The organism is Methylocaldum sp. (genome assembly GCF_035627495.1).
GTDB lineage: Bacteria > Pseudomonadota > Gammaproteobacteria > Methylococcales > Methylococcaceae > Methylocaldum.
In genome coordinates this window covers 1-17,660 of sequence record NZ_DASPLO010000188.1, presented here as the reverse complement: position 1 = coordinate 17,660, position 17,660 = coordinate 1, and the positions used below count along the sequence as shown (strand labels likewise).

Sequence of the window (17,660 nt, the reverse complement as noted above, 5' to 3'; positions counted from 1 at the left end):
CTACTCCCTAGGCATTGACCGCTCGTGCCGGCGGTGTGGTTTGCTGCTGTTGCATATGGAAATAAAAATATTGATGGGACACCGCCATGTGAATGGCACCCAAATCGGTCTGAACCTGGTCCAGATACTCGTGCAGCACGGCCGGCGTCAGACCTTCCCAGCGTAGTCCCGCAAGCCGCCGCCAACTCCGGCGGGTCGCTTTCATGGCGTCCGTATGGTTGGGCAGCGCGGCCAGACACCCTTCGATTTCCGAGAGGCAATGGCGAACCGTTCGCGGAAAGTGGGAATCGAGCAGCAGATAGCTCAGCACCGCATGGCCGCGCACATGCACGTCCACATGGCGGCGGTACATCTGGTAAGCGCTTAGGGTCTTGAGTACGTTCATCCACAGCCGCTCCTGCAATGGCTCCAATGCGCCGCCTTGCCGCGGCAGCAACACGACCGAATTGATATCCATGATGCGCGTGGTCATATCGGCGCGTTCGAGATTTCTCCCCAGCCTGATGAATTCATAAGCGAGGTCGTGGCTCATGCAGCCCATCAACAACCCGGCCAGCGACTGGCTGCGCTCGACGATCTGGTTGAGCACTTCATAACGCTGAGCCCGATTCTGAGCCGTGCCGGAAGCGACCCCTTGAATGTAAAGATAAAGCCCATTCACCCGCTCCCAAAATTCCTTGGGGAGGATCTCCCGAAACGTGCGGCTGTTCTCGCGGGCGCAGCGGATGCTGGACACGATGGCGCTCGGGTTGCGCTCGTCCAGAACGAGAAAGCGCATGATGTTGGATTCGTTCGCCTCTCGATAATGCTCTTCGAAGAGCTTATCCAAGCCCACCACCTTGAGCAGGATATCCCAGCCGAACGAGGCGCCTCTGGGCAAGTCCAGCAGTACCTCCGTCGTGGTGTTGATGAGGCGCGCGGTGTTCTCGGACCGCTCCAGATAACGGGCCATCCAGTACAAGTTCTCGGCTACGCGGGATAACATGAGTCCTCCGTATCGACGATCCAAGTATCTTTGCTGCCGCCGCCCTGGGATGAGTTCACCACCAGGGATCCCGACTTCAAGGCTACCCGCGTCAGTCCGCCGGTCGTGGCGTAAAGCCGATTGGACTGCAGGATGAAAGGCCGGAGATCCAAATGCCGAGGCGCCAGGTGATCGCCGACCAGGGTCGGCGCGGTGGAGATGCTCAAAGTCGGCTGTGCCATGTAATTGCGCGGGTTGGCGCGGATCAGATCGGCAAACGCCGCGTGCTCCTCCGCCGTGGCCCGCGGCCCGATGATCATGCCGTAGCCCCCCGATTCGTTCGCCGGCTTGACCACCAGCTTGTGGAGGTTGGCCAGCACGTACTCCCGTTCTTTATCGTCCATGCACAGATAGCTCGGCACGTTGGGAATGATCGGGTCCTGATCGAGGTAATAGCGGATGATCTTCGGCACGAAGGTATAGACGACCTTATCGTCCGCGACCCCCGAGCCGGGAGCGTTGGCGATGCCGACCTTGCCGTTCCGCCAGGCGCGCATGATGCCGGGAACGCCGAGCGAGGAATCGGGACGAAAAGCTTCCGGATCCAGAAAATCGTCGTCGATGCGACGGTAGATCACGTCCACCCGCCGGGGACCGGAAACCGTTTTCATGTAGACCTGGTCGTCCGTGTCCACCATCAGATCCGATCCTTCCACCAGAAAGGCGCCCATCTGCTGGGCGAGATAACTGTGTTCGAAATAAGCGGAGTTGAAAATGCCCGGAGTCAGCACGACCACCATCGGTCGTTCGTCGTCCCTCGGAGAAAGAGCCGCCAGCGTGTCATAAAGCTGGGTGGGATAGTCATCGACCGGCAGGATGGTGCAGGCCTGGAAAATCTCGGGAAACAGGCGCTTCATCAATTGGCGGTTTTCCAACATATAAGAAACGCCCGACGGCACCCGGAGATTATCCTCCAGCACGTAAACCGTACCGTCCTTGTCGCGCACCAAGTCAGTACCGCACACGTGAGCCCAAACACCGAAACGGGGCGTGATGCCTTTGCACTCCGGCCGGAAATTGTGTGAACTGGCAATCAGTTCGAGCGGAAAAACACCGTCTTTGACGATGCGCTGCTCGTTGTAAAGATCGTTGATGAACAAATTCAGAGCCGTAAGCCGCTGCTTCAGCCCTTCCTCGATCCGCGTCCATTCACTTTTCGCCATGACGCGGGGAATGATGTCGAAGGGCCAAGCCCGGTCGATATTCCCGGCCTCGCTGTACACGGTAAACGTGATGCCCATCGTCATGATGGCCGCATCCACCGACTGCCGGCGGGTTTCCAACTCCCCAGGCTGAAGAGAGTTCAGATAATTGAAGAGGGCTTGGGCGGCAGGTCGCGGCTGACCGTCCGGTTCCAAGAGCTCGTCGTAGGCTTCGCTGATCCGGTAGTCGTTGTGGAAAATTTTCATAAGCAAACGGTAATGTTGACGCTTCCGACAAAGCATCCTCTGTGCCAATGGTGCAGGCGAGGACTACAGCGCGGCACCGAGCGAATAAGGGGTTTCGCCGTATGGCTTACTGCACCGACAAAGGGGATAAGGTAAACAGTCGCGCGCGATCCGCGCTGTTGTGGTGCGCACCATAATGGAGTGGCGTTCGGCCGTTTTAGTACTACAGCTGTATGACTAAATGATTTCATCCTGAAACATCTGACGCTAGAATCCATCGAATACCAACAAACCCAGTCCATTCCGATCATCGCCATGACGTATTGCCTTTCTATCAACGTGGAACGTGGCCTGGTCTTCTGCTCCGATTCCCGCACCAATGCGGGAATGGACAATATCGGCAGCTATTCGAAGATGCACACGTTCGTGTGGCCGGGAGAGCGAGTTTTTGTTTTGCTGTCCGCCGGGAATCTCGCCACTACCCAAGCCGTAGTGAAAAAAATGCACCGGGATATCGAGCAGGCCATCGTACCCAATCTGGTGACCGCGACCAGCATGAGCGAAGCCGCGGATTACGTGGGCATGATCAGCACCCAACTGCAACGCCAGCAGGCCAGCCGCGATATAGCCAATACCAGCTTCGAAGCCACCTTCATCTTCGGCGGCCAGTTGGCCAACAATCCGCCCGAGACTTTCATGATTTACCCGCAGGGCAATTACATTCACGAATCGGGGGAACATCCCTTTCTCCAAATCGGCGAGACCAAGTACGGCAAACCGATATTGGACCGCGTCATCAAGCGGGATATCGACTTGGAGCGGGCCGCGCGATGCGCCTTGGTTTCCATGAACTCCACCGTCCGCAGCAACGTCACTGTCGGCCCGCCGGTGGAATTGCTGATCTACGAACGGGACAGCTTGACCGAAGGCCGCCGGTTGTACCTCACCGACGATGATCCCTTTGCCAGGGACCTCTCCGAAAAATGGAACGAGGGACTGATCCTGGCCTTGGAAACTCTGCCGCATTTCTCCTGGGAAAACCTCGAATCCGAGGCGACCGAAATCAAACTCGCCCTGCTCAAGAAGCAGCTCGAGTTAAGGAAAGAAGTGGGCATTTCACTGGAAGATGACGAGTAGTCAAGTACTGGGCTGATGTATGGGCTTTCTATATTGTCCCGTCATGGCGCGCCCGAGCGTCGCCGCCTGGAGCCGGATCAGCCCAGAGGGGCGCGGCTCCAGGCGGCGACGCGCAGGATCAGCGCGCCATCCGGGTGCCCTTTCTTTGGGTTACTTTGGGCACGCAAAGGAACTCGCCTGCGGGGCGAGACCCGCTCCAAACTAAGACGCCGCCACGGCGGCTCCTTCACATTCACTGGGGAGTGGCTAACGCATAATTCACAGCAAGCGTTCGCCACCCGTTTCCGGGGCAATCCCGTGCCGAAACAGCGCATTTCTTATCCTTCTTTGCCACAACAAAACAGTCGCGCGGCTTTCCGATAATTCGCCATGAGAAATTGGCACCATTACTGCTACTCCGGCTTTCGAACTGTTTTATCCGTAACCGTCGGGTGGAGTAACTCTTGGCGATACTTGTCGAAATCGAACACATCACCACCTACCGGTACGACCGGCCCGTTCAGCTTTCCCCGCACCTGATCCGCTTACGCCCGGCGCCCCACACTCGGACTCCGGTGCACGATTACCGTCTGGACATCGGTCCGTCCGAGCACCGGATCTATTGGCAGCATGATTCCTTCGGGAACCGTATTGCGAGGGTGGTGTTTCCGGAAAAGGTGAACGAACTCAAGGTCGATGTTCGGGTGGTGGCGGAAATGACGGTCATCAACCCCTTCGACTTCTTCGTCGAGAACTACGCCGAGCACTACCCCTTCGAATACGACAGCCTTCTGAAGCACGAACTCGAACCCTATTTCGAGATTACCGAAAACGGGCCTCGTCTTTCGGCGTGGCTTGGGGGCGCCAACCGCAACAAGCAGCGCATCGTCGATTTTTTGGTCGAACTGAATCAGCAACTGCAAAAGGACATTGCTTATACGATCCGGCTCGATCCCGGCATTCAAAGCTGCGAAGAGACCTTCGAGAAAGGCACGGGGTCCTGCCGCGACACCGGCTGGCTGCTGGTGCAAATCCTGCGTCGCCTGGGATTGGCCGCTCGCTTCGTTTCGGGCTATTTGATACAGCTCACCGCCGATCAAAAGGCACTCGACGGCCCCTCGGGACCGGAGCACGATTTCACCGATTTGCACGCCTGGGCCGAGGTCTACATTCCCGGTGCCGGCTGGATCGGGCTCGATCCCACCTCCGGGCTGTTCGCCGGAGAAGGCCATATCCCGCTGGCCTGCACGCCGGACGCGGTCAGCGCCGCGCCCGTCACCGGCTACGCCGATAAATGCGAGGTGCATTTCGAATACAGCAATGTGGTGCGCCGGATTCACGAAGACCCTCGGGTGACGAAACCCTATACGGAAGACCAATGGACTGACATTCAGCAGCTCGGGCGTGCCGTGGACTCCGAGCTTTCGGCCCTGGATGTGCGCTTGACCATGGGCGGCGAGCCTACTTTTGTCTCCATCGACGACATGGAAGGCGCGGAGTGGAACACCGAGGCGCTGGGCATACACAAGCGGGAGCGCGCCGGTGCTCTACTCGAACAGTTGAAAAATGCCTTCGCCCCCGGTGGCCTGCTCTACTACGGCCAGGGCAAATGGTATCCCGGCGAACCTCTGCCCCGGTGGGCGCTGGGTTGCTTTTGGCGGGCGGACGGAGTCCCGCTCTGGCGGAACGGCTCATGGGTGGCGGACGAACGGCGCGACTACGGCTTTACGGAAACGGATGCGCGGCATTTCGGCGAACGCTTGGCCACGCGGCTTGGAATCGAGGCTGCGTATCTCACGCCCGGATTCGAGGACTGGATTTACTATCTCTGGCGCGAAGCCAACCAGCCGGCCGATTTCAACCCGATCGCCATCCCATGGGCACCTCGGTATCGCGACGATCTGAGCCTGGCTCTGGCGCGCGGACTCGACCGCACCGTGGGCTACGCGCTGCCTTTGGCGTGGGATTGGAGCCGGGGCGCCTGGCACTCGGGACCTTGGAATTTCCGTCGTAACGCCATGTATCTCATACCGGGCAGTTCGCCCATGGGATTCCGGCTGCCGATCCGGGAATTGGGCTGGACGGCGGAAATCGAGAGCGAGGAAAGCTTCGCGGAACCGCCCGAGCCGGCCAAACCGATACCGGTGACGTTCAACGGAATGCCGGAGCCGCCCGAACATCGCCGGCCTCTCGCCGCCGACGAACGGCCGGAAATCATCCGGCGACGCTACAAAAAATGGGTGGGCGTTCCCCATACCGCGCTCTGTCTCGAGCCGCGGGCCGGCCGGCTTTACGTCTTCATGCCGCCCGTGAACGAGCTTCAGCATTACGGCGATCTCCTGGCGGCTATCGAGCAAACTGCCGCCGAGCTGAACCTGCCCGTCATCGTCGAGGGCTACGAACCGCCGGCTTCGCCAGAGCTCCGCTGTCTCAAGGTAACGCCCGACCCCGGCGTCATCGAGATCAACATTCATCCCGCGGCTTCTTGGGATGCGCTGGAAGAAAACACCGTGACGCTGTACGAAGAGGCCCGACTGGCCCGGCTCGCAACGGAGAAATTCATGCTCGACGGGCGACACACCGGCACCGGCGGCGGCAACCATGTGACGCTCGGCGGCGCGACGGTTCACGACAGCCCGTTCCTGCGCCGCCCCGACTTGCTGCGTTCGCTCATCACCTATTGGCAACATCATCCTTCGCTGTCTTATCTCTTTTCCGGCCTCTTCATCGGTCCGACTTCGCAGGCGCCGCGAGTCGACGAGCGCGGCGGCCATCTGCTCGACGAATTGGAGCTGAGCCTTAACGAGATCGAACGGACCCAAGATTCCCGGATGGTCGATCGGGCTCTCCGCAGCTTCTTGGCCGACCTCACCGGCAACACCCATCGTTCGGAGTTTTGCATCGACAAGCTTTACTCGATGGACACGGCATCGGGCCGGCAGGGTCTGGTGGAATTCCGCGGCTTCGAAATGCCGCCCCACGCGCGCATGAGCCTTGCCCAAATGCTGCTGCTGCGGACCTTGATCGCTTACTTCTGGAAGCACCCTTATCGCCACCCGCTGGTCCGCTGGGGTACGGCTCTGCACGACCGGTTTCTGCTGCCGCACTATGTCTGGGCGGATTTCCGCTCGGTCATCGCCGAACTCAACGAGGCTGGTTATCCTTTCAGCACCGCGTGGTACGAGCCGTTTCTCGAATTCCGCTTCCCCCATTACGGACAGGTCGAATGCGAGGGCGTCGTTTTGGAATTGCGCATGGCCCTGGAACCCTGGCTGGTCCTCGGGGAAGAAGCCGGCGCACAACGCGAGGCGCGGGTGGTGGATTCCGCCGTCGAACGGTTGCAAGTGAAGTGCCGCGGGTATGATCCGGAGCGGTTCCTCGTCACGTGCAACGGACGCCGTATTCCGCTGCAACCGACCGGGCCGGAAGGCGAATATGTGGCTGGCGTCCGGTACAAAGCCTGGAAGGCGGCATTCGGCCTTCATCCCACCATCGAAGTGCACGCGCCTCTGGTCTTCGACCTCTTCGACCGGCGGCTCGGACGCTCCGTGGGCGGTTGCGTCTACCATATCGCTCATCCCGGCGGCCGTTCCTACGAAACCTTCCCCGTCAATGCTTACGAAGCGGAGTCGCGGCGCATCTCGCGATTCTGGGATTGGGGCCACACGGCCGGAGACAGGCCGCCGCCGGTTTGGGCCGAAAAGCTGAAAGCCCATTATGGCCACGGCTCTGCAACACAGGTCCACGAACCGCCCCCGGAGCCGATGAATCCGGACTATCCCTGCACCCTGGATCTGCGCCGCCCGCTATGAGCACACGCATCGCTCTTACCCACGTTATCGAGCAACGCTTCGCGCATCGAATTCAGCTGTCCACTCATTGGCTGCGGCTGCGCCCCGCGCCGCATACCCAAGCCAACATCAGCGCCTATTCCTTGAAGGTGCAGGCCCAACCCCATTTCATCAACTGGGTTCGGGATCCATTCGAAAATCACCTCGCCCGCCTAGATCTGCCGGAACCGGTGTTCGATTTGAAAATCGTGGTCGAGCTCATCGCCGATCTCGTGCCGGTCAATCCCTTCGATTTTCTGGTCGATCCCGCCGCAGGAAATTACCCGTTCGACTATCCGCTGCAGCTTCGAAAGGAGCTCAAACCCTATTTCAGCCTCGGGCGGGTCGGGCCGCGATTGGCCGATTGGCTGGGAACGCTCGATCGACCTTCCGGTTACATCGTCGACACCTTGGACGAATTCACTCGCTCCGTTCAGGAACACTTGCCGGTCACGGGCGAACTGCGACCGGGCGCGGTGGATTCGGAAGCGGTGTTGCAATGCGGCGCCGCATCGGCCTGGGAGGCCGCCTGGCTTTTCACTTTGAGCCTCCGGCATCTGGGACTGGCAGCCAGATTCACGTCCGGCTACCGCATCCACCTGGCGCCCGAACCGGCCGGGATGCATGCCTGGGGCGATACTCACCTGTCAGCAGCGGAAGTTTTTCCCGACACGGCCGGCCTCCACGCCTGGAGCGAAATCTACCTGCCGGGCGCCGGCTGGATCGGACTGGATCCCGCTACCGGATTGTTCACCCACGAAGGCTACATACCGCTTGCCTCGGCTCCCGACGCGCTAAGAACCCTGCCGTTGATCGGTTATTGCGAAGCCTGCGAAGAGCAGTGCAGCGAACAGGTCCGCGTGCGGCGCCTCGTTCCGGCGCCAAATCCTTCGCCGTACTCGGAGACCCAGTGGGCCGACCTTCAGGCGGTCGGGCAACAGATCGATGCGGCGTTGAAGTCAGCCGATATCGGCCTCTCAAGCGGAATCACCCTGAGTTTCGTTTCCGCAACCGACGCCAGCGCTCCGGAATGGTCCACCGCAGCCCTGGGGACTCATAAGCGGACGGTTGCAGAGGATTTCTTATCCCGTTTGTGGCACGGCCTGGGAAGCGGGGGGATCGTGCACGAGGGCCAAGGCGAATGGTTTGCGGGAGAAGCCCTGCCCCGCTGGCGACTCAATTGTTTCTTCCGAGCCGACGGACATCCGATCTGGCGGAACCCATCGTCGCTTGGCCAGCTAGCCCGAAGCGGCGAGTTCGGCTCGGTGGACGCCGAATATTTCGGCCAAGTCCTGGCGAGTAAATTAGGCGTGTCATCGCGTTTTCTGGTGTCGGCCCACGAGGACCAACTGTACGAACTTTGGCTGAACCGCGCTCAAATGGAATACGCTCCGCCGGCCGAAGCGCTGCGCGATCCGATCCGCCGGCGCGAACTCGCGGCAAGCCTGTCTGAAACCCGGCGAGAGCCCGTGGGTTACGTCCTGCCGCTACGCTGGAATTTTCTCTCCGAGAGCTGGGCCAGCGGTAGGTGGCGGTTTCGAAGAGGTGCGCTATACCTCTCGCCGGGCGAATCGTCCATGGGCTACCGGCTGCCCCTCGATAGCCTGCCCATCGGCGAGGAGAGCGCAGCAGCCCTGAATCCCGAACGCTGTCACTTCGAGGAGCGGCCCTTGCTCCCCGCCATCTACGGCGAACTCAGCTCGCGCCTGACCGCGTTTACGACCGGCCCAACAGCAGTGGAAAACGCCGACTCCGAATCCCCGATGAGGAGCGGTGCGCCACGCACGGCACTGTGCATACAGGCTCGAAACGGACGGCTTTACGTGTTCCTGCCGCCCTTGACGCATCTCGAGCATTATCTCGATTTGCTCGCCGCCATCGAAGCCACGGCCTTTATCGTGGGCATGCCGGTGATGCTGGAAGGCTACGAGCCGCCCGAGGATTACCGCCTGCGGCGCCTCGCCCTGGAACCCGATGCCGGCGTACTCAAGGTGGTGCTGCCGATGGCGGAAACCTGGGATCAGGCGCTGCACTTTTCGGCGGTAGCCTACCGAGAGGCTGCGAATGCGGGATTGTCCGGCGAGCGGATTGCGGCAAACGGGCGGCGTGCGCCGCCCGGCGGACGCTCCGATTTGATTCTGGGCGGAGAGCAGCCCTCATCAAGTCCTTTCCTCCGCCACCCGGCCTTGCTGCATTCCCTCATCGCTTACTGGCAGCAGCACCCGGCCCTGTCCTATTTCTTTGCAGGCCGACCGATCGGGCCGTCCAGCGCCTCGCCGAGACCCGACGAGGGACGCGACGATGCCTTGTACGAGCTCGGCATCGCGCTCTCCCGCATGCCGCAGGGCGAAACTCTTTTCCCGTGGATTCCCGACCGTGCCTTGCGCCATCTGCTCGCCGATCCGGCCGGGGATATGAGGCGCGCGGAGATTCGCATGGACCAGCTATATGCACCCGATAGGGCCAGTCAGCGACTGGGGCGAATCACGATCCGCTCTTTCGAAACGGCCCCCGATCCGAAACTCGCCGCCGCCCAGCTCTTGCTGGCGAGGGGCTTGGTGGCGTTTGTCGCGGAGCACCCGGTCGAATCCCGGCTGATCGACTGGGAAACGGAGCTGCATGACCGATTCATGTTGCCGCGGCTGCTCTGGGAGGATCTGGAAGACGTTCTCCGGGACCTCAATCGAGCCGGGTATCCGTTTCAGGCCGAATGGTTCGAGCCGTTCCTGAACCTGCGTTTCCCCGCGTTGGGACAGGTTCGGCTGGATGACGTAACCATAGAGCTGCGCATGGCCCACGAGCCTTGGCCGGTGCTTGCCGAAGAAGTGACTTCCGCGGGGATCTCGCGCTTCGTGGACACCGCCAATGAACGGGTACAAGTAGAAGTCTCGGGACTGACACCCTCCCGGCACGTGCTGATCTGCAACGGCAGACAGGTGCCTTTGCGGCCTACAAAGATTAAGGGCCGTTATGTGGCCGGCGTACGCTATAAGACGCGGAACCCTGTCGCCTCGCTTCATCCGACCGTCTCTCCGATTGCATCGCTCGTATTCGATCTCGTCGATACCTGGACCGGTCGGGTATTGGGCGGATGCACGTACTTGCCGGAACCCTCGGAACCTTTGGGTCTTGCCGCCGTCCCGGTAATGATCACAGAACCGGAACGTACAGGCGGACATCAGTTTCAGCGTCCTTACCCCGAAACGCCGCCCCCCTGGAGTTTCGGAGGTCGCTTCCTGAATACCGGCTCCCGGTTAAAACGAATGGAAGTGCCAGGCGAGATATTCAATTCGCGTCATGCATATCTCTTGGATCTCACAGTCATCGGTTAGAGCGTTTTTCATCACGGTTTAAACGCCGGATACGCTGACGCGTATTCCCGCCTACATTCCTGATGGAGTTCTGCGTCGCTTGCGCCCCACCTCGTTCGACCGCCTCGGGAACGTCTTCACAACGGTGAACGTAGCGTTCGGTGACTTCGCTATAGGAAACGTGCCATTCGAGATGAGCGGGACTATTACGCTGTACGGATTACTCGGATTTCAATCCGGTCAAACATGTTGTGGCCAAGCGGCCACATTCGTCTTTTCACCATTGGCGAGATTGCCCGCCAACCAGCGGGGCCATTCGGATAGGCTTTAGATACGGCGACAAACAAGGAGTTAAAAACCGGTGGCACAGGGAAGAATTTTGCATCGGAACCTAACCGGGCTGCTGGCCCGACATATTCGGGAAGGGTCCCTTCATCTCCATGTTTCAGGCAGCCCAAACCGCCGCTTCGGAGACGGACAGCCGGAGGCGCACTGGAATATCCACGATGCAGCAATCCTCCGCCGCCTCCTTTTGGACCCGGAACTTCAAATCGGCGAAACCTATCTGGAAGGCGGCTGGGACGCGGGCTTGCCTAACGCGCTGCCGACATTTGTGGAGGTGATGATGCGGAATCTCTCCGGACCTATGCCAGCACCGTACACGCATATCCGCCGATGGCTGCATCGCATCGTTCGGACAGGTAATGCAATCGCCCGCAGTTATCGGAATGTAAACCATCATTACGACCTCGACGAATGGTTATTCCGACGGTTCTTGGACAAACGCCTTTTTTATTCCTGCGCTTATTTCGAACAACCGGAGCAAAGCCTCGAAGAGGCTCAACTTGCCAAGTGCCGGCTCATCGCCCGAAAACTTCGGCTGCAGCCCGGTATGCACGTCCTCGATATCGGTAGCGGCTGGGGCGGGTTGGCCGTTTATCTCGCCCGACAGGCTGACGTCCAAGTGACCGGTTTGACGCTCTCCAAAGAACAGCTCCGAGTAGCCCAAGCCGAAGCCGAGCGTCTGGGACTTCAAGATAGGGTCCGCTTCCACCTCCAAGATTACCGGAAACACGTCGGAGACTATGACCGGATCGTTAGTGTCGGGATGTTCGAACACGTCGGAATCCGTCACTATCCGGATTTCTTCCGGCAAATGGAGCGACTGCTGAAACGCGACGGCATCGCACTGCTCCATACCATTGGCGCCACCAACAAGGATGGCCCTACCAATCCATGGATAAAGCGCCACATTTTTCCGGGCGGTTATATCCCCCTGCTTTCGGACCTGTCACCGGCCATGCAGCGCTCCGGCCTGATGCTGACCGATCTCGAGGTGCTGAGGCTGCATTATGCGTATACCCTTCGAGAATGGTTTCGGCGGTTTCAAAACCATCGGGGCGAGGTGGTGGAACGGATGGGGGAACGCTTCGCCCGCATGTGGGAGCTTTATTTGGCCGTATCCGAAGGCTCTTTCCTCTGGGGAGACATGGCGGTTTTTCAGCTCCAGTTGGCGAAACAGCATGGATCTGTGCCGATCACCCGTGACTACCTTGTGACGGATCATTGAAACAAGGTGCTCTTGAGAGCGGACATGATCGACGAAGATCAGCTCGCAGGGGCGGAATACTGAAGGCGGTTCCGCTCATCCCCTGTCCTCCGCAACCTTAGAGCATTTTCCGGTTTAGTGTAGCGCCCCCGAGCATCGTCGACCAATCGGCAGGAAGTTGCCGGAAACGCTGCGCTTATTCCGGCCTACGACTGCTCCGATCACGGATGGTAGGCCGGGATAAGGCGTCAGCCGTTCCCGGCGAACAGCCGGAATGCCGGAAACGCTGACGCTTATTCCGGCCTACCTTTTGGGTGTGCGAGAGGCGTCCCAATTCACGCCGCTAAGCCGTGATGAAGAACGCTCTAGCTTGGCAGCACGAATCTTGCCGATTATCCTTATCTCCCTTCGGGGGCTGATCTTAATAACTTCAAAAATTCTCATATGAGCAAATCATGCGATGTGCTGGTCATCGGGGGAGGACCTGCAGGGTCGTCGATTGCGGCACTGCTGGCGGAAAAAGACTGGCGCGTAGTGCTCGTCGAAAAAGACCGACATCCGCGGTTTCACATCGGTGAATCGCTGCTGCCGCTGAGCATCCCCTATTTGGAACGGCTGGGCGTCTTGGATGAGATCGAGAAAATCGGCCTCCGCAAATATGCCGCCGAATTCAATTCCATGTATCACGGCAAGTGCTCCGACTTCCAGTTCGGCGAGGCGCTGGACAAATCCTACCCCTATGCCTTCGAGGTCAAGCGCTCGGAGTTCGATCATATCCTTTTAAAGAATGCGGCTGCCAAGGGCGCGGACGTTCACGAAGGCTGCCGGGTGACTTCGGTGGAACTCCACGACGATCGGGTGGATCGGGTCAGGGCCATCGACGAACACGGCGCGGAGCATGTTTGGCAACCGCGCTTCCTGGTCGATGCCTCGGGCCGCGACACCTTTCTGGCCGATCAGCTCGGCACCAAGGAACGCAACAGAAAACACAGCAGTGCGGCGATTTTCGGCCATTTCGAGGGAGCCGAGCGAAGAAGCGGCCGGGAAGAAGGCAATATCAGCATTTACTGGTTCGATCACGGCTGGTTTTGGATGATCCCGCTCAAGGGAGACGTAATGAGCGTGGGCGCCGTCTGCTGGCCTTATTATCTGAAAGGCCGCCGGACGCCGGTCGAACAGTTCTTCTTCGACACCATTGCTCTATGCCCTCAGGTGCAAGCCCGGCTGGAAAACGCCCGGCTGGTGTCGCCCGTAACCGCGACCGGCAATTACTCGTATCGTTCGACGCGGATGAGCGGCAAGAATTACTTGCTGGTCGGCGATGCATTCACCTTTATCGATCCGGTGTTTTCCAGCGGCGTACATCTCGCCCTGTATGGCGCGGTGTCGGGCGCGGAAACCGTGGATGGCTTCCTGCGCGAGCCCGAGACCTCCGAACAACGTTTCAAGCAGTACGAAAAATCGGTGCGCAGCGGGCTGAAAACTCTTTCCTGGTTCATTTATCGAATCACCACACCGGCCATGCGGGACTTGATCATCCACCCCCAAAACAGGCTCCGGGTCAAGGAGGGGGTCATCTCGCTGCTCGCCGGGGATCTCTTCCGAAACACCCCGATCGCATCCAAGCTGCTGGTTTTCAAGATCATTTATTATTTGAATAACCTGTTAGACCCCTTCAACAACTACGCGGCCCATAAGCGCAGGCGGCGAAACATAATCGCCTAGAGTCCGTCTTTGATACACTGCCGATGATGATTGCGCCGATACGAAGAGGCTCCTCCGTCACGAGCCCGCATGTTTTACAGCAACGATCCACTCAACTTGATCTACCCGTCTACCTCAGCCTGCTTCCCGCCGAAGCCTTGGGCGGACTGACAAACACGGGCCGAACGTCCTTGCTCGGCGTGATCGGTTTCGGCGATTCACCCGAACCCGCGGCAGACGCACCGTATCCGGTTCTAATGCTGCCCATGGACAATCTCGATGAACAAAAACTCTGCGAGGTGTGGCTTAGCCCATGGCCGGTGACTTATGGTGAACATCAGGGCATCCGCTACGCCTTTAACGGGGAAATCCTGTTCGGCAGCCTAAGCATCTACGAGCAAGAGGAGGATTCCACGGAAGCCCTGACGTATCGGGCGTACCGCCGGATACTGGATCTGGTCCGCTCCTCGGGATATTCGCATATTATCCGGATGTGGAACTATCTTCCGCAGATCAATGGCGAACACATGGGATTGGAGCATTACCAGCAGTTTTGCCTGGGCCGGCACCAAGCTTTTGCCGAAGCCAATTACGTGTTCGACCGCGATTTGCCCGCTGCCAGCGCGATCGGCACCGCCTCGGATGGGCTCCGGGTTTATTTTCTCGCCTCCCGCACTCCCGGACGGCAGGTCGAGAATCCGCGCCAGGTGAGTGCCTATCGTTACCCGTTACAATACGGGCCGCGCAGTCCGTCATTTTCGCGCGCCACGCTGACCGAATTCGGTAGCGAACGGCAGCTTTATCTGTCGGGCACCGCGAGCATCGTCGGACACGAGACTCTGCACCTCGACGATGCGTGCGGGCAATTGCGGGAAACGTTGGTCAACATTCAAGCCGTACTGAACGAACTGGGTCGACCCCGAATAAAGCTCAACGAATTGGGCGCGGACTGTATGCTGAAGGTTTACCTGCGCCATCGCGAACATTTCGGCATCGCCAAGAAACTCCTTGCGGAAACCTTACATCCGTCATGCCCGGTTATTTTTCTCGAAGGCGATATTTGCCGTCGAGACCTTTTGCTGGAGATCGAAGGCGTCATTCGCCTGTCTCGTTCGTGATCCGGACGAAGCCTTTCAGCTTTAATAATCTAACTGTCGAATATAAATAGCTTATGACCTCGCAACTTACCCCGATGGAACTCGACGTGGCACGGATGATCGTCGAATCGTTGAACCTCGAAGCCATTCCGGAACACATCGAACCGGAAAAGCCGTTGTACCGGGAAGGATTGGGGCTGGATTCCATCGACCTGCTCGAACTTTCGCTGGTCATCTCCAAAAAGTACGGATTTCAGATTAAATCGGACGATCCGGACGTCACCAACATTTTCTCTTCGCTCCGGGCGCTGACCGACACCATCGAAAAGCGGCGCGCGAAATAAGGCATGGGAATCAGACAGGCTTTCACTTTATGCCTGGCGGCGCTGTTTCCCGTTTTGTCCTATGCCGCCATTCGCTTGGACATACCGCCGGTTTGGCTCGGCCTTGTCGACTTTCTGCTTCTGACGGCCATCTTGATCGCAGCACGCTTATCAAGGGGCGGTCGGGCGAAAGCGATCAGCCGTCTTTGGCCGATTGCTGCGGGGCTCGGCCTCTGCTTGGCGGTCTTTTATCTTCGGCCGGACGCTCTGATCTACTTTTCACCCATCGGTATCGGTTTGATACTCGCGAGCCTTTTCCTGACGACGCTCGCTCCGGGACAGGAGCCGCTGATTACCCGGCTCGCGCGGCTTGAGCGGGGCGTGCTGCCCGATGACTTGCGGATTTACACCCGCAATCTCACCTGCGCCTGGGCCATCTTTTTTTGCCTGCTGATCCTGGAATCGGTGCTGCTCGCTCTATTCGCTCCGGTGAAAACCTTTCTCCTATTCACCAACACCTTGAACTATCTTTTCGTCGCCGCATTCTTCGTGACCGAGTACATCTACCGGCGCATCCGCTACCGGCATCACAGCCATCCGTCCATCATCCACTTGATCGCGATCATTGCCCGTTCGGGCGTGATTGCCGCGACCAAGAAATAACCGGAATCCCGCGGGGCGAACCGGAACGACACACGATGATGGAGGCGCGCTTCACCGTTAAACCGGACCATCCTGCCCTGCCCGGCCATTTTCCGGGTAATCCGGTGGTCCCCGGCGTGATGATCCTGGACGAGATCGCCCACCTCTGGTTGACAGCCCACCCAGGCACCCGCCTCGCCGGCATTCCCGCCGCAAAATTCCTTTCGGTTCTCCGTCCGGGTGAACCGTGCCGGGTGCGATTCGACGAAAACGGCGAAGGCTCGGTGAAATTCGACTGCTTCTCGGGCGATCGGCGCATCGCCCATGGGCTTCTGCTATTCGCCGTTATCGCGTCATGAGCCGCAGTTGGATTAACCAAAAGGAGCGCAGCACCGGCTTCTGGCTGCGGACGATCGTTTGGATCGCCTTGCGACTGGGGCGGCCGATCGCACGCGCCCTGCTCTATCCCATCACCGCTTACTTTTTGATTTTCGCCGACCGGTCGCGCCAGGCCTCCGCCGCCTATCTCACGCGCATCTTCGGCAGAGCGCCGACGGGTCGGGAACTGTTTCGCCACTATCACACGTTTGCCGAAGCCCTGCTCGACCGGGTATTCGTGTTCGCCGAACGCGACGACTTCTTTCAAATCCGGATGCACGGATTTGAGTTACTGGAGCGGCTAGGATCGGAAAAGCAAGGCTTCCTCTTGGTCGGCGCCCATGTCGGTAGTTTCGAAATCCTCCGTGGGCTCGGACTTCGGCACAAAGGGCTCGCCGTCAAAGCGCTGGTCTACGGAGAGAATTCACCCAAGATCAACGCCATTTTCAGGACGCTGAACCCGGACCTGTTCAAGGACATCATTCCGGTAGGCACCGCCAATGCCCTTTTGGGGCTCGACGAGCACATTGCCAAGGGCGGCGTGGTCGCCCTGCTCGGCGACCGCAGCGTGCACGGCGAAAAGCGCGTCCTGTGCCGGTTTCTCGGCGAAGAGGCATGGTTCCCTGCGGCGCCCGTGTTGCTGGCGAATTTGTTCAAGGTCCCGGTGATTTTGTTTTTCTGTCTCCACAAAGGCGGCGCCGATTATGACGTGCATTTCGAGCTGCTGGCCGATCGCATAGAGTGCTCCCGGAAAGACCGGGACGAAAAGATCCATCAGTTCATGCAGCGTTACGCCGATCGGCTGGAGCATTACTGCCGCCAGGCGCCTTACAATTGGTTCAATTTTTATGATTTTTGGGACAAGAGCGGGTAAGCGCGGACGAGCGAGACGTACCCCCGGCGCTGCACATATTGAAATGATCCGGATTTTTGGCGAGCCTTGTTCGGGCATCCGTCTTGGTTAACGTCGCCGAATACCGGAAACATTAAGGAAACTCTGAACAAGTTGGTTCCGTTCATGCCCTTCGTCTGGGCTCAGGAGAACATTCGACAAGCTCACCACGAATGGAATCAACATCTTACCGCTCGTCCTGAGCCCGTCGAAGGACCTGACGATTGCGTCGCCATTTTTTACGAAACCTTTTGGGACATCCCAGTCTCCAAAAGGAGCAAATTGTGGCGACGGGTATTGCCTTCGGCGCCCCGGCCGTCCCAATCGCAAACGTCGCTTTAATCGCGACCTTCCTGCGTTCGACCGGTCCCGACCCAACCAGGGGTCGGGACCTGGCTCCACAATG

At 59.1% G+C, this 17,660-nt stretch carries 12 protein-coding genes; 10 read left to right on the top strand and 2 right to left on the bottom strand.

Annotation, left to right across the window (positions count from 1 at the left end; translation table 11 throughout):
* Window positions 1–7: 7 nt before the first annotated feature.
* Both VEB01_RS17610 and VEB01_RS17605 read right to left on the bottom strand, forming a co-directional pair.
* Complete coding sequence (locus tag VEB01_RS17610) at window positions 8–985, bottom strand: alpha-E domain-containing protein (RefSeq protein WP_324877714.1); 978 nt, start codon at window positions 983–985, stop codon at window positions 8–10.
* A complete protein-coding gene (locus tag VEB01_RS17605; protein ID WP_324877713.1) occupies window positions 970–2,433 on the bottom strand; it encodes a circularly permuted type 2 ATP-grasp protein in 1,464 nt (487 codons plus the stop codon). Before VEB01_RS17605 ends, VEB01_RS17610 begins: the two co-directional genes overlap by 16 nt.
* A 294-nt stretch (window positions 2,434–2,727) precedes the next feature.
* On the opposite strand from VEB01_RS17605, the gene VEB01_RS17600 reads away from it, so the two are divergent.
* From VEB01_RS17600 to VEB01_RS17555, 10 genes are all read left to right on the top strand, one after another.
* A complete protein-coding gene (locus VEB01_RS17600; RefSeq protein ID WP_324877711.1) occupies window positions 2,728–3,549 on the top strand; it encodes a proteasome-type protease in 822 nt (273 codons plus the stop codon).
* Between the two features lie 443 nt (window positions 3,550–3,992).
* Window positions 3,993–7,340 (top strand): transglutaminase family protein, encoded by a 3,348-nt coding sequence (locus tag VEB01_RS17595; protein WP_324877709.1) that lies wholly within the window; start codon window positions 3,993–3,995, stop codon window positions 7,338–7,340.
* Complete coding sequence (locus VEB01_RS17590; RefSeq protein WP_324877707.1) at window positions 7,337–10,690, top strand: transglutaminase family protein; 3,354 nt, start codon at window positions 7,337–7,339, stop codon at window positions 10,688–10,690. The genes VEB01_RS17595 and VEB01_RS17590 overlap by 4 nt, the downstream gene beginning before the upstream one ends.
* A 340-nt stretch (window positions 10,691–11,030) precedes the next feature.
* The gene (locus VEB01_RS17585) at window positions 11,031–12,239 is read left to right on the top strand and encodes a cyclopropane-fatty-acyl-phospholipid synthase family protein (RefSeq protein WP_324877705.1); all 1,209 of its coding nucleotides are present in this window, start codon (window positions 11,031–11,033) and stop codon (window positions 12,237–12,239) included.
* A gap of 423 nt (window positions 12,240–12,662) precedes the next feature.
* Window positions 12,663–13,943: an NAD(P)/FAD-dependent oxidoreductase gene (locus tag VEB01_RS17580; RefSeq protein ID WP_324877703.1), complete on the top strand. Its 1,281-nt coding sequence runs from the start codon at window positions 12,663–12,665 to the stop codon at window positions 13,941–13,943.
* Between the two features lie 23 nt (window positions 13,944–13,966).
* Complete coding sequence (locus VEB01_RS17575; RefSeq protein ID WP_324877701.1) at window positions 13,967–15,040, top strand: chorismate transformation FkbO/Hyg5 family protein; 1,074 nt, start codon at window positions 13,967–13,969, stop codon at window positions 15,038–15,040.
* A gap of 53 nt (window positions 15,041–15,093) precedes the next feature.
* Window positions 15,094–15,363, top strand: coding sequence for a phosphopantetheine-binding protein (locus tag VEB01_RS17570; RefSeq protein WP_324877699.1), 270 nt, complete (start codon window positions 15,094–15,096; stop codon window positions 15,361–15,363).
* A gap of 3 nt (window positions 15,364–15,366) precedes the next feature.
* Window positions 15,367–16,005, top strand: a complete 639-nt coding sequence (locus VEB01_RS17565; protein WP_324877696.1) for a COG4648 family protein — start codon at window positions 15,367–15,369, stop codon at window positions 16,003–16,005.
* Between the two features lie 35 nt (window positions 16,006–16,040).
* The gene (locus tag VEB01_RS17560) at window positions 16,041–16,343 is read left to right on the top strand and encodes a 3-hydroxyacyl-ACP dehydratase FabZ family protein (RefSeq protein WP_324877694.1); all 303 of its coding nucleotides are present in this window, start codon (window positions 16,041–16,043) and stop codon (window positions 16,341–16,343) included.
* Window positions 16,340–17,236 (top strand): LpxL/LpxP family acyltransferase, encoded by an 897-nt coding sequence (locus VEB01_RS17555; protein WP_324877692.1) that lies wholly within the window; start codon window positions 16,340–16,342, stop codon window positions 17,234–17,236. The genes VEB01_RS17560 and VEB01_RS17555 overlap by 4 nt, the downstream gene beginning before the upstream one ends.
* The last annotated feature ends 424 nt before the right edge of the window (window positions 17,237–17,660 follow it).